The organism is Streptococcus oralis subsp. tigurinus, from assembly GCF_002093575.1.
GTDB classification, from domain to species: domain Bacteria; phylum Bacillota; class Bacilli; order Lactobacillales; family Streptococcaceae; genus Streptococcus; species Streptococcus oralis_CH.
Window position 1 is genome coordinate 95,581 of sequence record NZ_LNVH01000002.1, and the last position, 24,758, is coordinate 120,338.

The following is a 24,758-nucleotide window of genomic DNA, read 5'->3' on the forward strand; positions in this document are numbered from 1 at the left end:
TGTAAATGGGAGTTCTATATTTTTGAAAACGTTTGAAATATGATATAATAGTTACATCGTTAGTTTAAGGAGAGTAGCATGGGAAAATTTCTAGAATTCGTCTTTAATCGTATCTTTTTGGGAATGATGGCGACGGCTTATTTCTGGCTATTAACACTAGCAGGAGGAGTGATCTTTGGTTTGGCCCCAGCTAGTGCAACTCTTATGAGTTTGTATGCAGAACATGGTTATACCTATCGAGCATACCATTTGAAGGAAGCTTGGGAATTGTATAAGAGCAATTTTGTCCAGAGTAATCTGACTTTCTATAGTTTTGTGTTTGTTGATCTTGTCCTAGTTTATGGTTTGTATCTTCTAGTTCAATTGCCCCACCAGACGATTTTCCACCTCTTGGCGACCTTTCTCAATGTCCTTGTAGTTGCTCTTGTCTTTCTAGCCTACACTGTTTCCTTGAAACTTCAGGTGTACTTTGATTTATCCTACAAAAATACCTTGAAACTGTCCCTTATCGGGATTTTCATGAGCTTACCTGCGATTGCCAAGGTTTTACTCGGGTCAGCTCTCCTTGTAGGAGTTGGTTATTATATGCCTGCCTTGCTCTTTTTTGTAGGAATTGGAATGTGGCATTTCTTTATCAGTGATATGTTGGAACCTATTTATGAAAGTATCCATGAAAAATTGGCGACAAAATAGAATGAAGCAGTTTTGGCTTCACTCTCTTTTACGGATTTATAGTTTGGTTATGATTGTGGTCATTGCCAGTTTTGCGATTATGCTATCGTATGCTGACTGGGATTCACGTGAGAAAGAGGCCCAACGGGTTGCTGAACGTGTGACCACTCGGACAGTGAGTGAAGTGGAATATTATCACAGAGAGTCAACTCAACTCGCTCAGTCTTTGGTTGAAAATCAAGCCCGAATTGAAGGAATTTACAAGTATTTCAGTCTTAGCACCCCAGACTATTTCTATTGGCAATTAGAGCGTAAAACTTCGCCTTATATTTCTGTATCCTTGTATGAAAATATTGATAATATCTATGTTCGGAATGATTTTGTGACTGGAGTGGCTATTGTCCTTCAGGACTATAAGGAAGTGTATGTTTCGACTAGAGAAAAACGTAGTGGAGAGAAAATTCCTGCGGAGGATTTTAAGCCGACAGCCAATAGTTTTGCCATTCCTGTTTCCGATCCTGTGTCTGACAAGGATTTAGGAGTGATCTATATTTCCCTATCCCCAGATGTTTTACATGGCGCTATTGACAATACTCGGGGTCATATCCCAATGGCTGTAACAGTAACTTCGCCTTTTGAGACTGAGATGTTCCATATTGGGGAGAAGGTATCAGCCGAGCGAGAAAACTGGTTTGTAGGTGTCACCTCTCACGGTTATCAGGTTCGAGTTGCTGTTCCTAAAAATTTTGTTCTTACAGGAGCTTTGACGAGCTCAGCTGTCATTATTGGGCTAAGTATTCTCTTTATCATCATTTTGTACGTGACCCTTAGACAGACTTTTTCAAATTACCAAAAGCAGGTCGTAGACCTAGTAGATTCGATCGAGGTGATTGCTCAAGGGGAAGAAGGCCTTCGAATCGATACCTCTGAAAAAGACCAAGAGTTGCTTCTCATTGCAGAAACAACCAATGATATGTTGGATCGCCTGGAAAAAAATATCCACGATATCTATCAGCTAGAGCTCAGCCAAAAAGATGCCAATATGCGAGCCCTACAGGCTCAAATCAATCCTCACTTTATGTACAATACTCTGGAGTTTTTACGGATGTATGCCGTCATGCAAAGTCAGGATGAACTGGCGGACATTATCTATGAATTTAGCAGCTTGTTACGCAACAATATCTCTGACGAGCGGGAAACGACCTTGAAGCAGGAGTTGGAATTTTGCCGAAAATATAGCTATCTCTGTATGGTACGTTATCCTAAATCCATTGCTTATGGTTTCAAGATTGCACCAGAATTGGAAGAAATGAGGATTCCAAAATTTACACTCCAACCATTAGTAGAAAACTACTTTGCCCATGGTGTTGATCATCGCAGAACGGATAATGTCATCAGTATCAAAGCCTTGAAGGACCAAGGATTCGTTGAAATCCTAGTGGAAGACAATGGTCGGGGAATGCCCGCTGAGAAACTAGCTAGCTTGCAAGAAAAATTAGCTCAACGAAGTTTTGAACACGAGGCAAGCTATAGTGGGGAGCGGCAATCAATTGGAATAGTAAATGTACACGAACGCTTTGTTCTCTACTTTGGGGATCGCTACCAAATCAGTGTAGAGTCAGCTGAACAAGAAGGTGTTCGTTACCATATCACTATCCAGGATGAATAGAAAGGGTAGAAATGTATAAAGTTTTATTAGTAGACGATGAGTACATGGTGACAGAGGGGCTCAAGCGATTAATCCCCTTTGAAAAATGGGATATGCAAGTCGTCGCAACAGCAAGTCACGCAGATGATGCATTGGACTACGTCAAAGAAAATTCAGTAGATGTGGTCATTTCCGATGTCAATATGCCAGATAAGACCGGACTTGAAATGATTAGGGAAATGAAAGAGCTACTTCCAGATACCTATTATATCTTGCTGTCAGGTTATCAGGAGTTTGAGTACGTCAAAAAAGCCATGAACCTTAGTGTCGTGGATTATCTGGTCAAGCCAGTAGACAAGGTGGAGTTGGGCAATTTATTAGAAAAGATTGCGCGACAGCTTCAAGAAAAGGTGGAACAAAGTCAGACCCTCAGTCAAGAATTAGATGAAGAAGGCTTTATCAGTTTCTTAGCAGGTAAAGACAGCTGGTGGATTGGTCTATCCAAGGAAACGCAAGGCTCTTTTACCATTCCTTACTATGTTTTGGGGCAAGACTGGCAGATTTTCATCTCCGATCAACCGCTCGATGGCATCGTCGTGACACCATTTGAAGCACCTTACCAACAGTCCTTTGAGAATTGGAAGATCAACGCTGAAAAAGCCCTCTTCTACGGTTCAGTTAATCTAGAAAAATCCGAGAGTTTGTTTGCCTATTACGAGCCGATTTATCGGGTGATTATCCAAGGGAATATCAATCAAATCATCGAGGAATTAACCCTGCTAGAGAAGGTTGTTTTAGAGAATACCCCGCGCGTGGCCATCACGAAGCAACTCTTCACCCAGTTTGTCATGGACGTCTTTCATTTGTTCGAACACCTAAAAGCAGATGATATGACGGAGATTGTCAAAGCCATCCATGCCATTAACTCCTTTGAAGAATTGGTTGCCTATATCAAAGAAACCTTGATCAAGTTCTTTGGCCAGTACCGCATGAATGAAAATGTGGTGAGCGTTCTGGAGGTGATTGGGCGTGATTATCAGAAAGAGCTCTCGCTTAAGGATATCAGCAAGGATCTCTTTATCAATCCTGTCTATCTCGGTCAGCTAATCAAGAGAGAAACCAATTCAACCTTTGCGGAATTGCTCAATAAACAGCGAATTAAGGCGGCGCAGCAACTCTTACTTTCGACCAGTGATAGCATCGAAGATATTTGCTATGCAGTTGGCTACAGTAATGTTGGATATTTCTACAAGGTTTTCCGTAAATTGTGCGGAAAATCACCGAAAGCTTATCGAAAACAAGTTGAAACCAGCTTGTAAAAGTTGTATTCCTGTACAAAAAATGCTATAATGTTCAAAATATCTTATGGAGGAAAACATGAAAAAGAATCCTATTTATCTTTGGGTTTTGTTAGTCCTATCAGCCCTCATTTCGGCTATGTCATTATTTGGAATCTTGAGTCCATTGCCAAGTAAAGATGCTCTTCGTGCTAGCCTGGCGAATAGCGGGACGCTCACTGCCCAGCAATTAGAAGACACGGTCAACTATACTTACAAAGTGTCAGAATCCTCTCACTCTATTTTTAATATGTCGTTGATTGTTTTATCTGCAATTTTAGTTGTAGTAGCCTTTGTGTTTCTCGTACGTAAAAACGTACAATTCGCAAACTATACTTATGTTGGCTATGTTTTACTAGCTATTGTTGGTTTGGTTTATAGCTATATGAACGTTCAAGATGCGGTTCAATTAATCAAAGATAGTGCCCTTGGCTTAGGAATGGGAGCATTAGCAAAAGGGACGAATATTTTGTTCATCATCATCAATGTTCTCTTTTTAGCCTTAGTCTTCTACAAGATGTGGCGCCAACAAAAGGACTTGGCTGAGGAAGTTGAAGCAGAAGAAGCTGCCTAAGTATTGACAAAAAAGAACTATCAAGTTACAATTTTGGTAGTTCTTTTTATATCGTAAACATAAAAATCGAGGTCAACATGAAAAAAATATCCTTAGTGTATATCAGTCTGAGTGGGAATACAGAGAGTTTTGTAACCCGACTCAAGGACTATCTCTTGTCCCAGTACGAAGGGATTGAGGTCCAAAAAATCCATATCAAGAACCTAGTCAAGGAAGGTCAAGAATTTTTTGAAATGGAACATCCCTATATCGCTTTCTTGCCGACCTATCTAGAAGGTGGAAATGGTGTCGATAACGGCGATGTTGAGATTTTAACAACTCCACTGGGCGACTTTATTGCCTATGGGGACAATGCTAGTAAGTGTTTTGGGGTAGTCGGTTCTGGTAATCGTAATTTTAACAATCAATACTGCCTGACAGCCAAGCAGTATAGCCAGCGCTTTGGCTTCCCGGTCCTAGCAGACTTTGAAATGCGTGGTATGCTGGGAGATATTAAAAAAGTCGCAGCGATTATCGCGGACTTGTATGAGTTAGAAACAGAAAAATAAAGTAGTACTGAGGGGCAGTTGAGATTTTCAACTGCTTTTGAGTATGCAAAAAGCACCCCCGTAAGGGTGCCATTTTATATACTATCCTGCTTTTCCGATGGCAAGTGCATAGATAAAGAAAATAGCAAAGCCAAAGAGGAAAATCAATCCTGCGATAGCGAGGAGTTTTAGCCAAGAAGAAAGATTTTTATTCTCACGTGTCACTAAAACATAGTTCAAAAGAGCGAAGAATGGTGTGGTTAGGAAAGAACCGATCATGGCAAAGCGAAGCATGGTGGAAACTTGACCAGCAAAGAATTTAATAATTACGATACCAATGATAGCGGTAATGGTCATCCAGATGTTCAAAGATTTGCGAGAATCTTCTTTTTGACTAATCAAGAGTCGTAGCGATTCCTGATTGACACGAGAGTAGCCATCGATAACGGTGATGACCGTTCCAAAGATACAAAGAAAGGCGATAAAGGTGATCAAATAACGGGACCATTCTCCAAGAACAGAGGCATACATACCTACGAATTGAGAGATGTATTTGGCTGAAGCGGCTTCAACTGCTTGTCCTGTAGGATACTGAATGAGTGCTCCGAGTGCTACAAAGAATACAGCCAGGATAGCAGTTCCAATGTAACCAACGTTAAAGTCGAAAAGAGCATCCTCTGTATTAAAGTTGACGGTCTTTTTCTTTTCAGCAGACCAGAGTGAGTTGATGGCTGAAATTTCAATAGGGGCAGGCATCCATCCTAGGAGGGAAACGATAAAAGGGAGGGCTGCCATTTGCCAAGGTGTCTTCTCGACAAAATCAGAGCTGTATTCTGGATGCTTAATTGCTGCAATGATAACTGCAAGAACAGTTGCAATAGTCAAAGCTGACATGATCCATTTTGCCATACCATCCAACAGTTTGTAGCCACCAAAGAGTAGCATGGCCCAAATGACTGCAACAAGGATGAGGGACCATTGAGTGATGTTAAGACCGATCATTGGAAAAGCGCTAGCGATGATGGCAGAGCAAAGGATAGCGACCCCGGCTGTGTTGACCATAGCAGAAAAGACATTGAGGATAAAGAAAATCCAGAGATAGAACTTGCCTTTTTCGGCGTAGCCTTCGACCAAGGTTTTACCAGTATCGGCAGTATATTCTGCACCAAAACGGAAAAATGGATATTTAAAAACATTGGCCAAGATAACTAAGAGGAGTAGTGACCAACCATAAGAACCACCAGCTTGAGTGGAGGATACGATGTGAGAACCTCCAACGGCGGCAGAAGCCATGAGGATACCTGGCCCCATTGCCTTTAGTTTGCTTGCCCAGGTTGACTGGTTTGATAACGTAACTTGTGACATAATAAACACTCCTATTTTTGAATTTTCAGAATAATCTGAATTGATAGCTACTATTCTACAAAAATCTTAAAAGAAATGCAAGACCATTTTGAAAAGATATAGAAAATTATAGAAAACTTTACATGCGTTAATGAAATTTCTCCAAGGGAAATATGGTAAGCCTAAAAAATCCGAGAAGAAAGCTTCTCGGATTTCGGTTATTTCAATTGATCTGTGACGTCTTTTGAGAGCAACATTCCCAGATGGTAAGTTTTATTGATATGTGCAATGACATCATTGATATTTTCAGTCGTGTGAATTTTCTCTTTGATGTCAGACCTAAATGTCTCGTCCTTCAAGAGTTGCTCTTGGTAGAGTCTTTGAAGTCTTTCCTTCTCGTACTTATTGAGCAGAAAAAGGAAAACCAAGCTAATTATAACGAGGATATAAGCATATTGACTCATAAGGTATCTCCCAGTATGATAAAGAAATAGTAGTGAATAGATCGAATTAGTGAAGCGCCTAACCAAATCTATGATAGGCTTTGACATTCGTTGCTTAGATTGACTTGCATTCAAGTGACTTGAAGATTACGACCAGCCCTTAAACCAATTAATAGATTTGATTGACCAATTTAGTGAGGTGTTTAGGCAAGTGTCTCTGGTTACGACGTAAAGAAACATAAATCGACAATATTTATGTTTCTTTACTAGTGAAGCGCCAAGCCAAATCCCTGATAGGATTTGGCGTTAGTTACTTATACTCTTCGAAAATCAAATTCAAACCACGTCAGCGTCGCCTTACCGTACTCAAGTACAGCCTGCGACTAGCTTCCTAGTTTGCTCTTTGATTTTCATTGAGTATTAGATTGCTTTACAATAAAGTGATTAAAAGATTACGACATGAGCCTAACCAAATCGATATTATTTGGTTAGGTGAATTAGTGAAGCGTTTAGGCAATTCGCCATATAGCGATTGCCGTCAAGAGACTAGGAGCTTTAGTTCCAGTCTCTTGTAACGATTTACATCTTCTCTGGCGCTTCTACTCCGAGCAAACGAAGAGCTTCTTTGAGGACGACTGCGGTTGCGTAGCTGAGGGCCAGACGACTGTCGCGCTCAGGACTTTCATCTAGGATACGTGTATGTGCATAGTACTTGTTGAAAGCTTGAGCCAGACTAATCGCAAATTTCGCAATGATAGAAGGTTCAAAATTATCTGCTGCACGATTGATAATACGCGGGAAGTCTTGGAGTAGTTTAATGATTTCCCAGCTTTCGGCATCATTCAGGCTGTAGTTGCCCGCTGTATCTGGTTTGAAATCGGCTTTGCGCAAGATAGATTGGATACGAGCGTAGGCGTATTGAACGTAAGGTCCAGTTTCTCCTTCAAAGGATACCATAGCTTCAAGGTCGAAGTCATATCCATTTGTACGGTCGGTCTTAAGATCATAGAACTTGATAGCCCCAACTCCAACAGCGTGGGCAACCTGGTCTTTATTTTCTAACTCAGGATTTTTCGCTTCGATTTGGGCCTTGGCACGACTAACAGCCTCAGCGATAGTCGGTTCTAGCAAGATGACATTTCCTTTACGAGTAGAGAGTTTTTTCCCTTCTTTTGTTACCAATCCAAACGGAACATGGACAATGTCTTGGCTCCAATCGTAGCCCATCTCTTGTAGTACTGCCTTGAGTTGTTTGAAGTGGGCAGATTGCTCTTGACCAACAACATAGATGGATTTTGCAAATTGGTATTCGTTTTTACGGTAAAGGGCTGCAGCCAAGTCACGTGTGATATAGAGAGTTGCACCATCAGATTTTTTGATAAGGGCTGGATGTTCAATTCCATATTTCTCAAGATTGACAACTTGAGCCCCTTCTGACTCAACAAGAAGTCCTTTTTCAGCGAGGATGTCTACAACAGCATCCATCTTATCATTGTAAAAGGCTTCTCCGTTGTAGCTGTCAAATTCGACTTGTAATTCATTGTAAAGGCGGTTAAATTCCACTAAACTTTCATCACGGAACCATTGCCAGAGAGCTAAGGCTTCCTCGTCTCCATTCTCCAGTTTACGGAACCATTCGCGTGCTTCTTCATCCAAGCTAGGGTCTTTTTCAGCTTCAGCATTAATGCGAACGTAGAGTTTAAGAAGTTCATCAATTGGATGTGCTTTAACGGCTTCCTCATTTCCCCATTTCTTGTAGGCAACGATCAACATTCCAAACTGTTTGCCCCAGTCTCCTAGGTGGTTGACCTTGACCGTTTGATAGCCAATCTTTTGGAAAATATGTGACAAGCTATCCCCGATAACCGTTGAACGCAAGTGCCCAATAGAGAATGGTTTAGCGATATTGGGACTAGACATATCGATAACGATATTTTCTTGCTTGCCAATGGTTTGGTCGGCATAGTGCTCTTTCTCAGTAATAACATCCTGTAATACCTGAGCCGAAATAGCAGATTTATCAAGGAAAAAGTTGACGTAAGGTCCTGTAGCAACAACCTTTTCAAAGGCTTGACTATTGATTTTTTCAGCAATATCTGCTGCAATCATTTGCGGAGCTTTACGCTCGACCTTTGCTAGAGAAAAGGCAGGGAAGGCGATGTCTCCCATTTCTGAGTTTTTAGGTGTTTCCAGTAAATTTAAAATAGCCTCTTGGTCCAGGCTATCAATGACGCTAGCCAACTCGCTAGCAATCAATTCTTTTGTATTCATAAGGGCTCCTTTTGGGCTTTTTTACTATTTTAACACAATTTACTACATTTTTTGAGAAAGAAAAGAATTTTTTTGAATTATCTAGTTTTTTTGGTATAATATAGTTATAAAATAAATGTAAAATTTGTTATAAATATTCACTTAAGAGGATAATATGAGAAAAAGAGAACGGCATCAATTGATTAAAAAGATGATCACCGAAGAAAAACTTGGGACACAAAAAGAGATTCAAGATCGTTTAGAAGCTCGTAATGTTTATGTGACACAAACGACTTTGTCGCGTGATTTGCGTGAAATCGGCTTGACCAAGGTTAAGAAAAATGATATGGTGTATTATGTACTAGCAAATGAGACAGATAAGATTGATTTAGTTGAGTTTTTGTCTCATCATTTAGAAGGAGTTGCAAGAGCAGAGTTTACCTTGGTACTGCATACCAAACTTGGGGAAGCTGCAGTCTTAGCAAACATTGTAGATGCAAACAAGGATGAATGGATTTTAGGAACGGTTGCTGGTGCTAATACCTTATTGGTTATTTGTCGAGACCAGCACGTTGCCAAGCTGATGGAAGATCGTTTGCTAGATTTGATGAAAGATAAATAAGGTCTTGGGAGTTGCTCTCAAGACTTATTTTTAGCAAGGAGAGACGGAAAATGGCAACAGAAAAGCTATCACCCGGCATGCAACAGTATGTGGATATTAAGAAACAATACCCAGATGCTTTTTTGCTTTTTCGGATGGGTGATTTTTACGAGTTGTTCTATGAAGATGCAATTAATGCAGCACAGATTTTAGAAATTTCCTTAACGAGTCGGAATAAAAATGCAGAAAATCCGATACCCATGGCGGGTGTCCCCTATCATTCTGCCCAGCAGTATATCGATGTTCTGATTGAGCAGGGCTATAAAGTTGCTATAGCTGAACAGATGGAAGATCCCAAACAAGCAGTTGGGGTTGTCAAGCGAGAGGTGGTTCAGGTCATCACACCTGGAACGGTCGTCGATAGCAGTAAGCCGGATAGTCAGAATAATTTCTTGGTTGCCTTAGATCGTGATGGCAGTCAGTTTGGTCTGGCTTATATGGATCTGGTGACGGGTGACTTTTATGTGACAGGTCTATTGGATTTCACGTTGGTTTGTGGGGAAATCCGTAACCTAAAGGCGCGAGAAGTGGTGCTGGGTTATGACTTGTCTGAGGAAGAAGAACAAATCCTCAGCCGTCAGATGAATCTGGTGCTTTCTTATGAGAAAGAAGGCTTTGAGGACCTTCATTTACTGGATCCACGACTGGCAGCTGTGGAGCAAGCGGCAGCTAGTAAGCTCCTCCAGTATGTTCACCGTACCCAGATGCGAGAATTGAACCATCTCAAACCAGTTATCCGCTATGAAATCAAAGATTTCTTACAGATGGACTATGCGACCAAGGCTAGTCTGGATTTGGTTGAGAATGCCCGTTCAGGCAAGAAGCAAGGCAGTCTTTTCTGGCTTTTGGATGAAACCAAAACGGCTATGGGCATGCGCCTTTTGCGCTCTTGGATTCATCGTCCTTTGATTGATAAGGAGCGAATCGTCCAACGTCAAGAGGTGGTGCAGGTCTTTCTTGACCACTTCTTTGAGCGTAGTGATTTGACAGACAGTCTCAAGGGTGTTTATGATATCGAACGTTTGGCTAGTCGGGTTTCTTTTGGCAAGACCAATCCCAAGGATCTCTTGCAATTGGCGACCACCTTATCCAGTGTACCACGGATTCGTGCGATTTTAGAAGGCATGGAGCAACCTGCCCTGGCCTATCTTATCAAACAGTTAGATGCCATCCCTGAGTTGGAGAGCTTGATTAGCGCAGCGATTGCTCCTGAAGCTCCTCACGTGATTACGGAAGGGGGCATTATCCGTACGGGATTTGATGAGACCTTAGACAAGTACCGTCGTGTACTCAGAGAAGGGACTAGCTGGATTGCTGAGATTGAGGCTAAGGAGCGGGAAAACTCTGGCATCAGCACGCTTAAGATTGACTACAATAAAAAAGATGGCTACTATTTCCATGTGACTAATTCGCAACTGGGAAATGTGCCAGCCCACTTTTTCCGCAAGGCAACACTGAAAAACTCAGAACGCTTTGGTACCGAAGAATTAGCCCGTATCGAGGGAGATATGCTGGAGGCGCGTGAAAAGTCAGCCAACCTAGAATATGAAATCTTTATGCGCATCCGTGAGGAAGTCAGCAAGTACATCCAGCGTTTGCAGGCTTTAGCCCAAGGAATTGCAACGGTTGATGTCTTGCAAAGTCTGGCGGTTGTGGCTGAAACCCAGCATTTGATTCGACCGGAGTTTGGAGACGATTCACAAATCGATATCCAGAAAGGGCGCCATGCTGTCGTTGAAAAGGTTATGGGAGCTCAGACCTATATTCCTAACACTATTCAGATGGCAGAAGATACGAGTATTCAGCTAATCACAGGGCCAAACATGAGTGGGAAGTCTACTTATATGCGCCAGCTAGCCATAACTGCGGTTATGGCCCAGCTGGGTTCTTATGTGCCGGCAGAAAGCGCCCATTTGCCGATTTTTGATGCCATCTTTACCCGTATCGGAGCAGCAGATGACTTGGTTTCAGGTCAATCAACCTTCATGGTAGAGATGATGGAGGCCAACAATGCCATTTCGCATGCGACCAAGGATTCCTTGATTCTCTTTGATGAGTTAGGACGGGGAACTGCGACTTATGACGGGATGGCTCTTGCCCAATCCATCATCGAATACATTCATGAACATATCGGAGCCAAGACCCTCTTTGCGACTCACTATCATGAGTTGACCAGTCTGGGGTCTAGTCTGGAACACTTGGTCAATGTTCACGTGGCAACCTTGGAGCAGGATGGGCAGGTCACCTTCCTTCACAAGATTGAACCAGGGCCAGCTGACAAATCCTACGGTATCCATGTGGCTAAGATTGCTGGCTTACCAGCAGAACTTTTAGCAAGAGCGGATAAGATTTTGACTCAACTGGAGAGTCAAGGGACGGAAAGTCCTGCTCCTATGAGAGAAACAAGTGCTGTCACAGAGCAGATGTCACTCTTTGATGCGCCTGAAGAGCATCCTATTCTAGCAGAATTAGCTCAACTGGATGTTTACAATATGACACCTATGCAGGCTATGAATGTCTTGGTTGAGCTCAAACAAAAATTATAAAAAGAGCCCATTCACATTTTTGTGAGTGGGCTTTTTCTCTATTACTTTTTATGGGCCAAGAGTTGATTGATGTGGTCTACTTTTTTTGCTTCTCTTTTATAGAGAATAATCCAGATGATGAGGTAGACGATCGCAAACTCTGGAATGAGCTGGAGATAGAAGGTCCAGTGGAAGGGGAACCAACCAGCCAGAGTTGCCAGTGGGACAAAGCCAGCCAGCATGAGGAAGAAATGGGAAAGTGTGGCACGGAGCAGGCTCCAGTCACGATTGAATAAGCGGCTGCCAAAGCTAAAGAGAACGCCGATAGCTGACCAGATAATCGTGCAGTAGAGCAAGACCAGGGCACCATGAACCTGATGTTGAACCATCACTTGGCCGATAAGAGACTCGGGACTCAGTGGGGCATAGGTATTTGGTGCATAAATGAGTGAAAAAAGGATAGAGAGGATGAGGCCGATAAGTACACCAGCGGCTGCATCGTGAAAGATTTGTTTTTTCATAGTTCTAATTTCTCCTTGATGGTTTTTAGGTAGCGGCGTGAAGAGTAGGTGAAGCTTTCGTTTTTCAAGAAAATTTCAACCAGACCGTTGGGCGTGAGCTTGAGATGAGAGATGGAGTCGATATTGACGATTTCAGATTGGGAAATTTGAATAAAAGTGGTCGGCAGAATTTCAAGAACTTGATAGAGCCGCAAATCAATGCTGTAGGTCTGACTCGACGTTTCTGCTAGAACCTTTCGATTCTCGATATAGAAGCGCTGAATCTTACCAATTTCAACTAGATAGACCTGATCATCAATCTTTCCTTTGATTGTTTCTTTTTGGTCAAGATTTTCAGCAAATTCGATGACTTTTTGGACTTTTTTGGTTTCTTGAGGTGCTTGGACAATCAGTTTTTCCTCCTCGTAAAACTCGCTAATCTGTAGTTCTACTTTCATAAATTTCTCTCCTTACATTTCATACAAAATTGTGATCACTTCCTGTACACCTTTATTAAACACTATTTTACGGCCCGTGGCAAGAGCTTTTGACTATGTGGAGAGATTTGGAGTCTATGTGGTATTTGCTTTTTCTGATAGTATCTGAAATATGGTATAATAGCACTAATCAATTTCTAGGAAAATAGATACAGAAAGGGGCTGAAAGATGTCTCATATTATTGAATTGCCAGAGGTGCTGGCAAACCAGATCGCGGCAGGCGAGGTCATTGAACGTCCTGCCAGTGTGGTTAAAGAGTTGGTAGAAAACGCCATTGACGCAGGCTCTAGTCAGATTATCATTGAGATTGAGGAAGCCGGTCTTAAGAAGATTCAAATCACCGATAATGGTCATGGAATTGCTCACGATGAGGTGGAGTTGGCCTTGCGTCGCCATGCGACCAGTAAGATAAAAAATCAAGCAGACCTCTTTCGGATTCGGACGCTCGGTTTTCGTGGTGAAGCCCTTCCTTCTATCGCTTCTGTCAGTGTCTTGACTTTGTTGACGGCGGTGGATGGTGCGAGTCATGGGACCAAGCTCGTTGCGCGTGGGGGAGAAGTCGAAGAAATTATCCCAGCGACAAGTCCTGTGGGGACCAAGGTTTGTGTGGAGGACCTCTTTTTCAATACACCTGCCCGCCTCAAGTATATGAAGAGCCAGCAAGCGGAGCTGTCTCATATCATTGATATTGTCAACCGTCTGGGCTTGGCCCATCCAGAGATTTCTTTTAGTTTGATTAGTGATGGCAAGGAAATGACACGGACAGCGGGGACTGGGCAATTGCGTCAGGCCATTGCAGGGATTTATGGTTTGGCGAGTGCGAAAAAGATGATAGCCATTGAGAACTCGGATCTGGACTTCGAAATTTCAGGTTTTGTGTCCTTGCCTGAGTTGACTCGGGCCAACCGCAACTATATCAGCCTCTTCATCAATGGCCGTTATATCAAGAACTTCCTGCTCAATCGTGCAATTCTTGACGGCTATGGCAGTAAGCTCATGGTAGGCCGTTTTCCACTGGCTGTCATTCACATCCATATCGACCCTTATCTAGCGGATGTCAATGTGCATCCGACCAAGCAAGAAGTGCGAATTTCCAAGGAAAGAGAGCTAATGGCGCTGCTTTCAGAGGCTATTTCAAATAGTCTCAAGGAACAAGCCTTGATACCTGATGCTTTAGAAAATCTTGCCAAGTCGACCGTGCGTAATCGTCAAAAGGTAGAGCAGACCATTCTCCCACTCAAAGAAAATACGCTTTACTATGAAAAAACAGAACTCTCAAAACCTAGTCAAGCTGAGGTGGCTGATCATCAGGTTGAATTAACTGAGGAAGGGAAAGATTTGACCTTATTTGCCAAGGAAACCTTGGACCAGCTGACCAAACCAGCAAAACTGCATTTTGCAGAGAGAAAGCCTGCTAACTACGACCAACTAGACCATCCAGAGTTAGATCTTGCTAGCCTCGATAAGGCTTATGACAAGCTGGAGCGAGAAGAAGCATCCAGCTTCCCAGAGTTGGAGTTTTTCGGGCAAATGCACGGCACTTATCTTTTTGCCCAAGGGCGAGATGGACTCTACATCATAGACCAGCACGCAGCTCAGGAACGAGTTAAGTACGAGGAATACCGTGAAAGCATCGGCAATGTTGACCAGAGTCAGCAACAACTCCTAGTGCCCTACATCTTTGAATTCCCAGCGGATGATGCCCTCCGTCTCAGGGAAAGAATGGCGCTTTTGGAGGAAGTGGGCGTCTTTTTGGCAGAGTACGGAGAAAATCAATTTATCCTGCGTGAACATCCTATTTGGATGGCAGAGGAGGAAATCGAGTCTGGCATTTATGAAATGTGCGACATGCTGCTCTTGACCAAGGAAGTTTCGATTAAGAAATACCGAGCAGAGCTGGCTATTATGATGTCCTGCAAACGGTCTATCAAGGCCAACCATCGCATCGATGACCATTCAGCCAGACAACTCCTTTATCAGCTCTCTCAATGTGACAATCCCTATAACTGTCCCCACGGACGTCCCGTTTTGGTGCATTTTACCAAGTCGGATATGGAAAAGATGTTCCGACGTATTCAGGAAAATCATACCAGTCTTCGTGAGTTGGGGAAATATTAAGAACACAAAAAGCCTTTGTTTTTCCAAACAAGGCTTTTTAGCTTTTCTAAGGTGGAAACTTTGATTGAGCATGGCTTACTTGACATGAGGTTTACACTTGCTTGACAAGACCAGTCCTATCAAAGTATTGAAAAATATGAATCAATTGACTCAAGGTTTCGCAGAGTTGTCTTGGTTTGAAGGATTCTCAGGACCAATCACCTTATCAAGATAATGTTGTTTGGTTTTGAGAGCCTTGTTGATAGCAACTGCAGACGCAATCAAGAGAACGAAGGTCAGCCAGATCCAAGCGGTGAATTCGGCTGGAAAACTAGAACCAGCTAAAAAGAGATAGATAGCCAGAGCCGATACGAAAATATAAATCACCTGCCAGAGAACAAAGGATTTAACTTCTTTATAGTATTTGTCCTTGCCTTCTTCCAAGATCACTTCTGTGGAACCTTTTTCATAGTTTTCATCCAGTAAGAGATAGTCAGTTGTCACTTGAAAAATCTTGCTTAATTCAATGATTTTTTCGATTTCAGGAAGGACTTGTCCAGACTCCCATTTGGAGATACTTTGCCGAGAAACATTGATTTGTTCTGCTAGCTTTTCCTGGGACCAACCTTTTTCCTTTCTGAGCTCAAATAGTTTTTCTGCGAGTTTCATCATTCCACCCTCCTTTTTCTACCTCTATCCTAACAATTTTTACTTATAATGAGAATACAATCTCCTGTACTTTTTGTCAACCAGAGGTTGCACCTTTTGTTGCAGTCTGTCTTGGGGAAATATGGTATACTAGATAGGCAAAATAATGGAGAAAAAACTATGTACGAATATCTAAAAGGAATCATTACCAAAATCACTGCCAAATACATCGTCCTTGAGGCGAATGGTATCGGTTATATCTTGCATGTAGCCAATCCCTATGCTTACTCAGGTCAGGTTAATCAAGAGACCCAGATTTATGTGCACCAAGTTGTCCGTGAGGACGCGCATCTGCTCTACGGTTTTCGATCAGAAGATGAGAAAAAACTCTTTCTTAGTCTGATTTCGGTTTCTGGGATTGGTCCTGTGTCAGCTCTTGCTATTATCGCTGCCGATGACAATGCTGGCTTGGTTCAGGCGATCGAGACTAAGAACATCACCTACTTGACTAAGTTCCCTAAAATTGGCAAGAAAACAGCCCAGCAGATGGTGCTAGACTTGGAAGGTAAGGTAGTTGTGGCTAGCGATGACCTTCCTGCCAAGGTGGCAGTGCAAACCAGCGCTGAAAACCAAGAACTGGAAGAAGCCATGGAAGCCATGTTGGCACTGGGCTACAAGTCGACTGAGCTCAAGAAAATCAAGAAATTCTTTGAAGGAACGACAGATACAGCTGAGAACTATATCAAATCGGCCCTTAAGATGTTGGTAAAATAGGAGAATAATATGACAAAACGCTGTGGTTGGGTTAAAATGAACAATCCTTTATATGTGGCCTATCATGATGAAGAGTGGGGTCAACCCCTTCATGATGACCGTGCTCTTTTTGAGTTGTTGTGTTTGGAAACTTACCAGTCGGGTCTATCTTGGGAAACGGTACTAAACAAACGCCAAGGATTCCGAGAAGTCTTTTACAACTACCAAGTTCAACGTGTCGCGGAAATGACAGATGGCGAGTTGGAAGCCTTGTTAGAGAATCCAGCCATCATCCGAAATCGTTCCAAGCTCTTTGCGACACGTGCCAACGCCCAAGCATTTTTGCAAGTCCAGAAAACCTACGGCTCTTTTGACGCTTATCTCTGGTCCTTTGTTGATGGAAAAACGATTGTAAATGATGTTCCTGACTATCGCCAGGCACCTGCTAAAACAGCCTTGTCTGAAAAATTAGCCAAAGATCTCAAAAAACGGGGTTTCAAGTTCACAGGCCCAGTTGCCGTTTTATCTTTTCTTCAGGCTGCAGGTCTGGTTGATGACCATGAGAATGATTGTGAGTGGAAAAACGGAAATTAGTGAGCCCAAGCGTCTAACTATCTGAGAAAATAGAAAAAGCTGAGAAAATTATCTCAGCTTTTTGATTATATGCTAGTAACTTTTATAGTGCAGTAAGAAATGTCAGTCCACCTAAGACAACGCCAGCTGAGTTTGGAATAATTAGTATCCAATCCTTCTTAGGCTCTTTTGTCCATCCGTAAATAACCCAAATTAAACAAGATACTGCTGCGGATAAAGGCTGGAATGGTTGAGCTTTGTTGCCTTGTAAATTGGCAAAAATTTGTGGGATGTAGGCGATAAATACAATAATCCCGATAAAGGCTCCAATTGAACCGACAATTTGATTTATTTTTTGTTTAGTCATATACACCTCCTTTAAAAAGATATCATAGAAATAAGCAAAATGCAATAAATTCAGACACAAATTGTAACGAAAATCAATACCAAAGCACAAAAATGGAGAAATTGTTTATTTTTTGTTATCGTCAAAGCGAATGACTTGCTTCTGTGTATCCACATAAGCGTGAACGCCAAAGGGCACAATGGCTCTTGGAGTTGCGTGACCGACATTCAGATTATAGACAATCGGGATATTGCTGTCAATGATATCCAGTAGTGCCTCTTTATAGTCGTCATAGAAAGTTTCATCCATAGGTTTTCCTACCAAGAGTCCGCTGATGACCTCAAATACCCCAGTTTCTTTCAAAGCCAGCAACATCTTTTTGAAATCCTCAGGCTCAGGCTTTTCTTCGCTTGTCTCTAGCAAGAGGATCTTTCCTTCCCAGTCGGATAAGTCAGGGAAAAGTTTGTATTTTTGGCAGAGCTCCGTGCTATCTACGTATCGAGAGTTGTCAAAGATATCGTAGAGGGATTCGAGGCAACCACCGAGGATTTCTCCCTCGAACTGGGCATTTCCTTGTAACAAGTCAAAACCAGTATTTGTATGATTGATACGAGGTGTTCCTAGAGCCTTGGGACTGAAGTCAGTTCGTTCCTCATACCAAACGTGACTAGGACGGATTTCTGAGATTCTTCCCGTCTCGATCAATTCTTTAAAGTAGTGAAGGCTATAGGCTAGCATTTCTTTGTCTAATTCACAAATGTCTGCTAAAAAGGATTGACCATAAAAAGTCTTGATTCCTAGTTTATGCAACATGAGATGGTTCATGGTTGTATCTGAGAAGCCAAGAAAAATCTTTTGTCGAATAACCTTTTCTAGTTGGCCATTTTCAAAAAGGTAGGGCAACAAACGATAGGTGTCGTCTCCACCGATGGCGCATAGGATCATGTCGATGCTATCATCAGAAAAGGCCTGAATCAAATCCTCCGCACGCGCTTCAGGATGGTCCTTGATAAAGTCTAATCCTTTTAACGAATGGGGCAAAAGGATAGGATTGAGTCCCAAATCCTTGAGACGTTGGACACCCAAGTCCACTTCGTGTTTGACAAAATCCTCTCCGATAACACCACTAGACAAACTAACAATACCAATAGTAGAAACCATATCTCATCCTCCTAGAAATTGATTGAGCCTATTTTATCACAAAAGATGAGAGAAAACTATAAGAATGAGATTCAGAAGTGCTATTGGAACTCAAGAAAGCAAGCAAAAAAGCAACCACCTGTGCAGTTGCTTTTCGTTTTTCTAATCTCTAATCTCACTAGATATGAGTTACTTGGTCAACTCTTGATTATAGGAGAGGGCTAAATCAATCCAGTAAGGCAGTTCTTTTTGACCTTCGATATCTAGGTCTATATAGCCATGATAAGGTCGACCTCTCATCAATGTAGTATGAGCTCCTGTTCGGGGTAGAACTTGCTTTTCCATTTCTTTGCCAATTCTCACCATAACCAGCTCGTCTTTTCTGGAACTGACTGTAAGGACCATTTTCCCACGAATCATAAAGGCCAGGCCACCAAACAGTTTCTTTTCTTCTAACTCTTCTTCGAAAATTTGGGGAGGAAGTTTGAGTGCTAGAATTTTTCGAATCTGCTGAGCTAAGGATTGACTATATGCCATAGCTTTTCACTTTTCTTAATAACGGGATGGTCCCGCACTTGCGCTTCGGATATTGAAGCGTTTCTTGAGATAGAAGCGAAGGGCGAGAAGGACAGCTCCTAGGATAGCCAAAGGCAATGGAGCAAGGACTGGATTGAGGCTGGCTGGTAGGAAGCTTGTTGCAAAGAAGACAACCAACCAAAGGACCATGGAGGCCAGGATGACGAGGATTGATTTCCAGAATGGAGGACGCTGGCTACGGTCTGTGTCTGGTCCATAATACTGGTAGACAAAGTAGTACATCAAGTAGAAGGCAAGTCCTCCTACAAGTCCAACCAACAAGAGGGTAATCAACCCATAGCCAATAGCTTGATCTGTAGAGAAGAAGGTAGTCAGGGCGCTAATCAATGCAAAGAGGCTGGTGATGAAAAGGGCTGAGTCCATAATCATGAGTTTTGGATCGTCATTTTCTTTTGGATGCTCTTTTTCATATTGCTCCTTGGCAGTGAAGCTGTGAGCCCAGTGGGTTGGAGCTCCATAGAGGGAACGAGCGGTCGTTCCTTTGGTTTGTTCTTCAAGGATTTTAGGAATGACTTCCTCAAAGACAGCCTTGATTTCAGCGTCTGTTTTACCATCTTTGATGAATTGTTGGGTAGCGATGTGGATAAATTCTTGGTTTTTTTTGGTTAGTTTTTGTAAATCAATCTGAGACATAGGGATTCCTCTTAGAACCATTTTTTATGGATGAGATAGAGAGTGAGCGAAACACTCATAGCAAAGGCGATAAAGACGATTAACCAGAAGGCGTGAGGTTCACCGTTTAGAGGGATTTCATTATCCTTGAAGTTCATCCCGTAGGCTGAGAAAATCATGGTTGGGACAGACATGACAATGGTTACGAGAGCCAGAGTTTTCATGATGTTGTTCTGGTTGTTGGAAATGATAGAGGCAAAGGTCTCTGTCATAGAGTGAAGGACGTTTCCATAGATATCTGCCATCTCGATGGCCTGTTGGGTTTCAATCAGGGTATCTTCGAGCAGGTCTTCGTCTTCTAGGTATTTCTTGATATTGCTGGTTGCGCTGGTCAATTTCTTAATCACGCGCTCGTTCGTCTTAAGTGAGGCCTTGAAATAGACGATGGTCTTTTCCAATTCCATGAGCTCGATCAGCTCTTCGTTTCGAGTGGACTTGTGAAGTTGACTTTCAATTTGTTCACTCTTACGGTCAATCGAACGAAGGGCAGTCAGGTAAAGCTCAGCATTGCGATAAAGGAGTTGAAAGATAAAGCGTGACCGCATGAAAGTGTAGAAGTTACGCAGCTTGCGGTTGATGAAGACATCGAGAACTGGGAGGGATTCCAAGCAGGTAGTGATAATGGTTTCCTCGGTGATGATAATCCCCAGCGGAATTGTTACATAGTAGGTGCGGTTGTTTCTCTCCTCTGTGATGGGGACGTCCACGATGATCAAAGTATACTCGTCTTCAATCGTAATACGAGACATTTCTTCCGCATCAAGCGGTGCTCGAAGGTCGGCGATATCAATGTCAAAGGCATTAGCAATTTCCAACGACTCATTTTGTGTAGGATTGACGAGGTTGATCCAAGTACCCGGTTCAAGCGTGTCGATCTCTTTAAATTCAGTCGTTGTTGAGAGAAAAACTTGTTTCATATCCCCTATCCTTTCCTACTATTTCAGTGATTCATTTTTTGCACCGTACTATTATACTATAAAAACAGCTTTTTGGGTAATAGAATTTCACATTTTTTGGTATAATGGAAAGCAATAATGGACTAGAAAGAACAAAGATGCAAGATAAAATTGTGATTCATGGGGCGCGTGCCCATAACTTAAAAAATATCGATGTGGAGATTCCGCGAGACAAGTTGGTTGTCGTGACCGGTTTGTCAGGGTCTGGGAAATCCAGTCTGGCCTTTGATACCCTCTATGCGGAGGGCCAACGTCGCTATGTAGAGAGTCTATCAGCCTATGCTCGACAATTCTTGGGAAATATGGAGAAACCTGATGTGGATGCCATTGATGGCCTCAGCCCAGCTATTTCCATCGACCAGAAAACCACCAGCAAAAACCCTCGTTCGACCGTGGGAACCACGACTGAAATCAATGACTATCTGCGTCTCCTCTACGCACGTGTGGGGACGCCTTACTGTATCAACGGGCACGGGGCTATCAAGGCTTCTTCTGTAGAGCAAATCGTGGATAAGGTCTTGGAATTGCCAGAACGTCAGCGCCTGCAAATATTAGCTCCTGTCATTCGTAAGAAAAAAGGGCAACATAAGAGCGTCATTGAAAAGATTCAGAAAGATGGCTATGTTCGTGTTCGTGTGGATGGGGAAGTTTATGATGTGACCGAAGTGCCAGAGTTGTCCAAGAGCAAGCAACACAATATCGATGTTGTGGTTGACCGTATTGTCATCAAGGAGGGCATCCGTAGCCGTCTCTTTGACTCAATCGAGGCTGCCCTTCGTATCGCAGAAGGTTATGTGATTATCGACACTATGGACGATTCGGAGTTGCTATTCTCTGAGCACTATGCCTGTCCAGTTTGTGGTTTTACCGTACCTGAGCTAGAGCCTCGTCTCTTCTCCTTCAATGCTCCTTTCGGCTCTTGTAGTGAGTGTGACGGTTTGGGTATCAAGCTAGAAGTGGATACTGATTTGGTAGTGCCAGACGCCAGCAAAACTTTGCGTGAGGGAGCCTTGGCACCTTGGAATCCTATCTCATCTAACTACTATCCAAACATGCTAGAGCAGGCCATGACAGCCTTTGGAGTAGATATGGATAAGCCCTTTGAGGACTTATCAGAAGAAGATAAAAACTTGATTCTCTATGGGTCTGATGGCAAGGAATTCCATTTCCACTATGAAAATGAATTTGGTGGAGTGCGCGATATTGACATCCCTTTTGAGGGGGTTGTCAATAATATCAAGCGTCGTTACCATGAAACTAACAGTGATTACACGCGCACCCAGATGCGCCTCTACATGAATGAGCTAACCTGCGGAACTTGTCACGGCTATCGTCTCAATGACCAGGCCTTGTCTGTCCGTGTGGGTGGGGAGCAAGGACCACATATCGGTGAAATCTCAGACCTGTCTATCGCAGACCATTTGGAATTAGTGAGCCAGTTGACCTTGTCTGAAAATGAAGCCATCATTGCCCGTCCTATTCTCAAGGAAATCAAGGATCGCTTGACCTTCCTCAATAACGTGGGACTTAACTATCTGACCCTGTCGCGTTCAGCAGGAACTCTTTCAGGTGGTGAGAGTCAGCGAATTCGCTTGGCAACCCAGATTGGGTCCAACTTATCAGGTGTCCTTTATATCCTGGATGAGCCGTCGATTGGTCTTCACCAGAGGGATAATGACCGCCTGATTGCCAGTTTGAAAAAGATGCGTGACTTGGGCAATACTCTCATCGTAGTGGAACACGACGAAGATACCATGCGTGAGGCGGATTATCTAATTGACGTTGGTCCGGGTGCCGGTGTTTTTGGTGGAGAGATTGTTGCTGCAGGAACACCCAAGCAGGTGGCTCGTAACAGCAAGTCTATCACAGGCCAGTACTTGTCAGGTAAACGAGCGATTCCAGTGCCAGCAGAGCGCCGTGCTGGAAATGGTCGTTTTATCGAAGTGACAGGAGCGCGTGAGAACAACTTGCAAAATATCACTGCTCGCTTCCCACTAGGAAAATTCATTGCGGTGACAGGGGTATCGGGTTCAGGGAAATCGACCTTAATCAACAGTATCCTCAAAAAAGCCATTGCTCAAAAACTTAACCGTAATTCAGACAAACCTGGTAAGTTTAAGACGATTACAGGGATTGAGCATGTAGACCGCTTGATCGACATTGACCAGAGCCCTATCGGACGAACGCCGAGGTCTAACCCTGCTACCTATACGGGAGTTTTTGATGATATACGTGACCTCTTTGCTCAGACAAACGAAGCCAAGATTCGAGGCTACAAAAAGGGGCGTTTCAGTTTTAACGTTAAGGGGGGGCGTTGTGAAGCCTGCTCGGGTGACGGGATCATCAAGATTGAGATGCACTTTTTGCCTGATGTTTACGTGGCTTGTGAAGTCTGCCATGGGACTCGCTACAACAGTGAAACCCTTGAAGTTCGCTACAAGGAAAAAAATATCTCGCAGGTTTTGGACATGACCGTCAATGATGCGGTGGAATTCTTCCAACATATTCCAAAAATTCAACGCAAACTTCAGACCATCAAGGATGTGGGGCTGGGCTATGTAACGCTAGGGCAACCGGCTACCACCCTTTCTGGAGGAGAAGCCCAGCGTATGAAGTTGGCTAGCGAACTCCATAAACGCTCGACAGGAAAATCTTTCTACATTCTGGATGAGCCAACTACAGGGCTTCATACCGAGGATATCGCTCGCTTGCTTAAAGTCTTGGCTCGCTTTGTCGACGATGGAAATACAGTCCTCGTCATTGAGCACAATCTGGATGTCATCAAGACGGCAGACCATATTATTGACCTAGGACCTGAGGGCGGTGTCGGTGGTGGAACCATCATTGCAACAGGAACTCCAGAAGAAGTAGCGGCCAACGAAGCCAGCTACACAGGACACTATTTGAAAGGAAAGTTACATCATGAATAAACGTGTACAAGCATTTCTAGCTAAAATGCAAGAAAAAGAACTAGATGGCATCATCATCAACAACCTTAAAAACGTCTATTATTTGACTGGTTTTTGGGGCTCAAACGGAACAGCCTTCATCAGCCGTGACCGTCAGGTCTTGGTGACAGACTCTCGCTATATCATTGCAGCTAAGCAAGAAGTGACAGGTTTTGAGATTGTGGCTGACCGCGATGAATTGGCTGTTATTGCAGGCATTGTTAAGGATATGGGCTTGTCTCGTATCGGTTTTGAGGACGAGATTTCGGTCTCTTATTACCACCGTATGCAGGCTGCTTTTACAGGAATCGACTTGCTTCCGCAGACTCAGTTTGTTGAAGCGCTTCGTATGATTAAGGATGAAGCGGAGATTGCGACTATTCGCAAGGCTTGTTCCATCTCAGACCAAGCTTTCCACGATGCACTTGACTTTATCAAACCTGGAAAGACTGAAATTGAGATTGCCAACTTCCTTGACTTCCGCATGCGGGAGCTAGGAGCATTTGGCTTATCCTTTGATACAATCCTAGCAAGTGGTATCAACTCTTCCAAACCCCATGCCCATCCAATGCACAAACCAGTAGAGCTAGGAGAAGCAATTACCATGGACTTCGGCTGTCTCTACGATCACTATGTCAGCGATATGACACGGACCATTTATCTAGGTCATGTCAGTGACGGGCAAGCAGAAATCTACAACACAGTTTTGAAAGCCAACCAAGCTCTGATTGACCAAGCCAAGGCAGGTCTAGGTTTCCGTGACTTTGACAAAATCCCTCGTGATATCATTGTGGAAGCAGGCTATGGAGAATACTTTACACATGGTATCGGACACGGTATCGGACTGGACATCCACGAAGAACCCTACTTTAGCCAAACTTCCAAAGAAGCCATTAAATCTGGTATGGTCTTGACTGATGAACCGGGCATTTATATTGAAGGTAAATACGGGGTTCGTATTGAAGATGATATCCTGATTACAGATAACGGTTGTGAGTTATTGACACTTGCTCCAAAAGAATTGATTGTTATCTAAAAAATGAGATAAA

23 protein-coding genes are annotated in these 24,758 nt (G+C 43.0%); 12 read left to right on the forward strand and 11 right to left on the reverse strand.

Annotated elements, in window-relative coordinates:
* The first annotated feature begins 78 nt into the window (after nucleotides 1-78).
* The 5 genes from ATE37_RS03175 (at nucleotide 79) to nrdI (ending at nucleotide 4,779) form a co-directional block, all read left to right on the forward strand.
* The gene (locus ATE37_RS03175) at nucleotides 79-693 is read left to right on the forward strand and encodes a YesL family protein (protein WP_084867743.1); all 615 of its coding nucleotides are present in this window, start codon (nucleotides 79-81) and stop codon (nucleotides 691-693) included.
* Nucleotides 671-2,341 carry a sensor histidine kinase gene (locus ATE37_RS03180; protein WP_084867744.1) on the forward strand — a complete coding sequence of 557 codons (1,671 nt, stop codon included), beginning with the start codon at nucleotides 671-673 and terminating at the stop codon, nucleotides 2,339-2,341. Before ATE37_RS03175 ends, ATE37_RS03180 begins: the two co-directional genes overlap by 23 nt.
* Before the next feature lie 11 nt (nucleotides 2,342-2,352).
* Nucleotides 2,353-3,639, forward strand: coding sequence for a response regulator transcription factor (locus tag ATE37_RS03185; RefSeq protein WP_084867746.1), 1,287 nt, complete (start codon nucleotides 2,353-2,355; stop codon nucleotides 3,637-3,639).
* A gap of 58 nt (nucleotides 3,640-3,697) precedes the next feature.
* Nucleotides 3,698-4,231 carry an ABC transporter permease gene (locus ATE37_RS03190; RefSeq protein WP_057488839.1) on the forward strand — a complete coding sequence of 178 codons (534 nt, stop codon included), beginning with the start codon at nucleotides 3,698-3,700 and terminating at the stop codon, nucleotides 4,229-4,231.
* Nucleotides 4,232-4,308: 77 nt separating this feature from the next.
* Nucleotides 4,309-4,779, forward strand: coding sequence for a class Ib ribonucleoside-diphosphate reductase assembly flavoprotein NrdI (gene nrdI / locus ATE37_RS03195; RefSeq protein WP_084867748.1), 471 nt, complete (start codon nucleotides 4,309-4,311; stop codon nucleotides 4,777-4,779).
* Between the two features lie 81 nt (nucleotides 4,780-4,860).
* On the opposite strand, the gene ATE37_RS03200 is transcribed toward nrdI, so the two are convergent.
* The 3 genes from ATE37_RS03200 to argS form a co-directional block, all read right to left on the reverse strand.
* On the reverse strand, nucleotides 4,861-6,123 hold the full coding sequence (locus tag ATE37_RS03200; RefSeq protein WP_084867750.1) for an NRAMP family divalent metal transporter: 1,263 nt from the start codon (nucleotides 6,121-6,123) through the stop codon (nucleotides 4,861-4,863).
* Between the two features lie 197 nt (nucleotides 6,124-6,320).
* A complete protein-coding gene (locus ATE37_RS03205) occupies nucleotides 6,321-6,566 on the reverse strand; it encodes a MarR family transcriptional regulator (protein WP_084850017.1) in 246 nt (81 codons plus the stop codon).
* 558 nt (nucleotides 6,567-7,124) lie between these two features.
* Nucleotides 7,125-8,816 (reverse strand): arginine--tRNA ligase, encoded by a 1,692-nt coding sequence (gene argS / locus ATE37_RS03210; protein WP_084867751.1) that lies wholly within the window; start codon nucleotides 8,814-8,816, stop codon nucleotides 7,125-7,127.
* 154 nt (nucleotides 8,817-8,970) lie between these two features.
* Here argS and argR point away from each other — a divergent pair, with 154 nt between their 5' ends.
* Complete coding sequence (gene argR / locus ATE37_RS03215) at nucleotides 8,971-9,417, forward strand: arginine repressor (protein WP_001231483.1); 447 nt, start codon at nucleotides 8,971-8,973, stop codon at nucleotides 9,415-9,417.
* 50 nt (nucleotides 9,418-9,467) lie between these two features.
* Entirely contained in the window at nucleotides 9,468-12,002 is a 2,535-nt protein-coding gene (gene mutS, locus ATE37_RS03220; protein WP_084867753.1) for a DNA mismatch repair protein MutS, read from the forward strand.
* A 41-nt stretch (nucleotides 12,003-12,043) separates the two neighbouring features.
* On the opposite strand, the gene ATE37_RS03225 is transcribed toward mutS, so the two are convergent.
* Together ATE37_RS03225 and ATE37_RS03230 are read right to left on the reverse strand one after the other, a co-directional pair.
* The gene (locus tag ATE37_RS03225) at nucleotides 12,044-12,502 is read right to left on the reverse strand and encodes a DUF3021 domain-containing protein (protein WP_084867755.1); all 459 of its coding nucleotides are present in this window, start codon (nucleotides 12,500-12,502) and stop codon (nucleotides 12,044-12,046) included.
* Entirely contained in the window at nucleotides 12,499-12,939 is a 441-nt protein-coding gene (locus ATE37_RS03230; protein WP_084867757.1) for a LytTR family DNA-binding domain-containing protein, read from the reverse strand. Before ATE37_RS03230 ends, ATE37_RS03225 begins: the two co-directional genes overlap by 4 nt.
* Before the next feature lie 208 nt (nucleotides 12,940-13,147).
* Here ATE37_RS03230 and mutL point away from each other — a divergent pair, with 208 nt between their 5' ends.
* On the forward strand, nucleotides 13,148-15,097 hold the full coding sequence (gene mutL / locus ATE37_RS03235; RefSeq protein WP_084867758.1) for a DNA mismatch repair endonuclease MutL: 1,950 nt from the start codon (nucleotides 13,148-13,150) through the stop codon (nucleotides 15,095-15,097).
* Nucleotides 15,098-15,247: 150 nt separating this feature from the next.
* Here mutL and ATE37_RS03240 read toward each other — a convergent pair whose 3' ends face one another.
* The gene (locus ATE37_RS03240) at nucleotides 15,248-15,745 is read right to left on the reverse strand and encodes a helix-turn-helix domain-containing protein (RefSeq protein ID WP_084867932.1); all 498 of its coding nucleotides are present in this window, start codon (nucleotides 15,743-15,745) and stop codon (nucleotides 15,248-15,250) included.
* 159 nt (nucleotides 15,746-15,904) lie between these two features.
* Between ATE37_RS03240 and ruvA the strand changes: the two genes are divergently transcribed.
* Complete coding sequence (gene ruvA, locus ATE37_RS03245) at nucleotides 15,905-16,498, forward strand: Holliday junction branch migration protein RuvA (RefSeq protein WP_084867760.1); 594 nt, start codon at nucleotides 15,905-15,907, stop codon at nucleotides 16,496-16,498.
* A 9-nt stretch (nucleotides 16,499-16,507) separates the two neighbouring features.
* On the forward strand, nucleotides 16,508-17,071 hold the full coding sequence (locus ATE37_RS03250) for a DNA-3-methyladenine glycosylase I (RefSeq protein WP_084867761.1): 564 nt from the start codon (nucleotides 16,508-16,510) through the stop codon (nucleotides 17,069-17,071).
* An 82-nt stretch (nucleotides 17,072-17,153) separates the two neighbouring features.
* On the opposite strand, the gene ATE37_RS03255 is transcribed toward ATE37_RS03250, so the two are convergent.
* The 5 genes from ATE37_RS03255 to ATE37_RS03275 all read right to left on the reverse strand — a co-directional run bounded on the left by ATE37_RS03255 (nucleotide 17,154) and on the right by ATE37_RS03275 (nucleotide 20,722).
* Nucleotides 17,154-17,417: a SemiSWEET family transporter gene (locus ATE37_RS03255; protein ID WP_000166112.1), complete on the reverse strand. Its 264-nt coding sequence runs from the start codon at nucleotides 17,415-17,417 to the stop codon at nucleotides 17,154-17,156.
* 105 nt (nucleotides 17,418-17,522) lie between these two features.
* On the reverse strand, nucleotides 17,523-18,557 hold the full coding sequence (locus tag ATE37_RS03260; RefSeq protein WP_084867763.1) for a S66 family peptidase: 1,035 nt from the start codon (nucleotides 18,555-18,557) through the stop codon (nucleotides 17,523-17,525).
* 168 nt (nucleotides 18,558-18,725) lie between these two features.
* A complete protein-coding gene (locus ATE37_RS03265; protein ID WP_000331825.1) occupies nucleotides 18,726-19,073 on the reverse strand; it encodes a TfoX/Sxy family protein in 348 nt (115 codons plus the stop codon).
* A 15-nt stretch (nucleotides 19,074-19,088) separates the two neighbouring features.
* Nucleotides 19,089-19,766 carry a DUF1129 domain-containing protein gene (locus ATE37_RS03270; RefSeq protein WP_084867765.1) on the reverse strand — a complete coding sequence of 226 codons (678 nt, stop codon included), beginning with the start codon at nucleotides 19,764-19,766 and terminating at the stop codon, nucleotides 19,089-19,091.
* A gap of 11 nt (nucleotides 19,767-19,777) precedes the next feature.
* Nucleotides 19,778-20,722, reverse strand: coding sequence for a magnesium transporter CorA family protein (locus ATE37_RS03275; RefSeq protein WP_000815618.1), 945 nt, complete (start codon nucleotides 20,720-20,722; stop codon nucleotides 19,778-19,780).
* 137 nt (nucleotides 20,723-20,859) lie between these two features.
* Here ATE37_RS03275 and uvrA point away from each other — a divergent pair, with 137 nt between their 5' ends.
* Both uvrA and ATE37_RS03285 read left to right on the forward strand, forming a co-directional pair.
* Complete coding sequence (gene uvrA / locus ATE37_RS03280; protein WP_084867766.1) at nucleotides 20,860-23,691, forward strand: excinuclease ABC subunit UvrA; 2,832 nt, start codon at nucleotides 20,860-20,862, stop codon at nucleotides 23,689-23,691.
* On the forward strand, nucleotides 23,684-24,745 hold the full coding sequence (locus tag ATE37_RS03285) for a M24 family metallopeptidase (protein WP_084867768.1): 1,062 nt from the start codon (nucleotides 23,684-23,686) through the stop codon (nucleotides 24,743-24,745). The genes uvrA and ATE37_RS03285 overlap by 8 nt, the downstream gene beginning before the upstream one ends.
* Nucleotides 24,746-24,758 lie beyond the last annotated feature (13 nt).

Excerpts from the sequence above, each read along its gene's own strand:
- ATE37_RS03275 (WP_000815618.1), bottom strand. The coding sequence starts at position 20,722 with ATGAAACAAGTTTTTCTCTCAACAACGACTGAATTTAAAGAGATCGAC.
- argS (WP_084867751.1), bottom strand. The coding sequence starts at position 8,816 with ATGAATACAAAAGAATTGATTGCTAGCGAGTTGGCTAGCGTCATTGAT.
- ATE37_RS03265 (WP_000331825.1), bottom strand. The coding sequence starts at position 19,073 with ATGGCATATAGTCAATCCTTAGCTCAGCAGATTCGAAAAATTCTAGCA.
- ruvA (WP_084867760.1), top strand. The coding sequence starts at position 15,905 with ATGTACGAATATCTAAAAGGAATCATTACCAAAATCACTGCCAAATAC.
- mutS (WP_084867753.1), top strand. The coding sequence starts at position 9,468 with ATGGCAACAGAAAAGCTATCACCCGGCATGCAACAGTATGTGGATATT.
- ATE37_RS03225 (WP_084867755.1), bottom strand. The coding sequence starts at position 12,502 with ATGAAAAAACAAATCTTTCACGATGCAGCCGCTGGTGTACTTATCGGC.
- ATE37_RS03240 (WP_084867932.1), bottom strand. The coding sequence starts at position 15,745 with ATGAAACTCGCAGAAAAACTATTTGAGCTCAGAAAGGAAAAAGGTTGG.
- nrdI (WP_084867748.1), top strand. The coding sequence starts at position 4,309 with ATGAAAAAAATATCCTTAGTGTATATCAGTCTGAGTGGGAATACAGAG.
- mutL (WP_084867758.1), top strand. The coding sequence starts at position 13,148 with ATGTCTCATATTATTGAATTGCCAGAGGTGCTGGCAAACCAGATCGCG.
- ATE37_RS03190 (WP_057488839.1), top strand. The coding sequence starts at position 3,698 with ATGAAAAAGAATCCTATTTATCTTTGGGTTTTGTTAGTCCTATCAGCC.
- ATE37_RS03200 (WP_084867750.1), bottom strand. The coding sequence starts at position 6,123 with ATGTCACAAGTTACGTTATCAAACCAGTCAACCTGGGCAAGCAAACTA.
- ATE37_RS03185 (WP_084867746.1), top strand. The coding sequence starts at position 2,353 with ATGTATAAAGTTTTATTAGTAGACGATGAGTACATGGTGACAGAGGGG.
- ATE37_RS03270 (WP_084867765.1), bottom strand. The coding sequence starts at position 19,766 with ATGTCTCAGATTGATTTACAAAAACTAACCAAAAAAAACCAAGAATTT.
- uvrA (WP_084867766.1), top strand. The coding sequence starts at position 20,860 with ATGCAAGATAAAATTGTGATTCATGGGGCGCGTGCCCATAACTTAAAA.
- ATE37_RS03250 (WP_084867761.1), top strand. The coding sequence starts at position 16,508 with ATGACAAAACGCTGTGGTTGGGTTAAAATGAACAATCCTTTATATGTG.
- ATE37_RS03175 (WP_084867743.1), top strand. The coding sequence starts at position 79 with ATGGGAAAATTTCTAGAATTCGTCTTTAATCGTATCTTTTTGGGAATG.
- ATE37_RS03255 (WP_000166112.1), bottom strand. The coding sequence starts at position 17,417 with ATGACTAAACAAAAAATAAATCAAATTGTCGGTTCAATTGGAGCCTTT.
- ATE37_RS03285 (WP_084867768.1), top strand. The coding sequence starts at position 23,684 with ATGAATAAACGTGTACAAGCATTTCTAGCTAAAATGCAAGAAAAAGAA.
- argR (WP_001231483.1), top strand. The coding sequence starts at position 8,971 with ATGAGAAAAAGAGAACGGCATCAATTGATTAAAAAGATGATCACCGAA.
- ATE37_RS03205 (WP_084850017.1), bottom strand. The coding sequence starts at position 6,566 with ATGAGTCAATATGCTTATATCCTCGTTATAATTAGCTTGGTTTTCCTT.
- ATE37_RS03260 (WP_084867763.1), bottom strand. The coding sequence starts at position 18,557 with ATGGTTTCTACTATTGGTATTGTTAGTTTGTCTAGTGGTGTTATCGGA.
- ATE37_RS03230 (WP_084867757.1), bottom strand. The coding sequence starts at position 12,939 with ATGAAAGTAGAACTACAGATTAGCGAGTTTTACGAGGAGGAAAAACTG.
- ATE37_RS03180 (WP_084867744.1), top strand. The coding sequence starts at position 671 with ATGAAAAATTGGCGACAAAATAGAATGAAGCAGTTTTGGCTTCACTCT.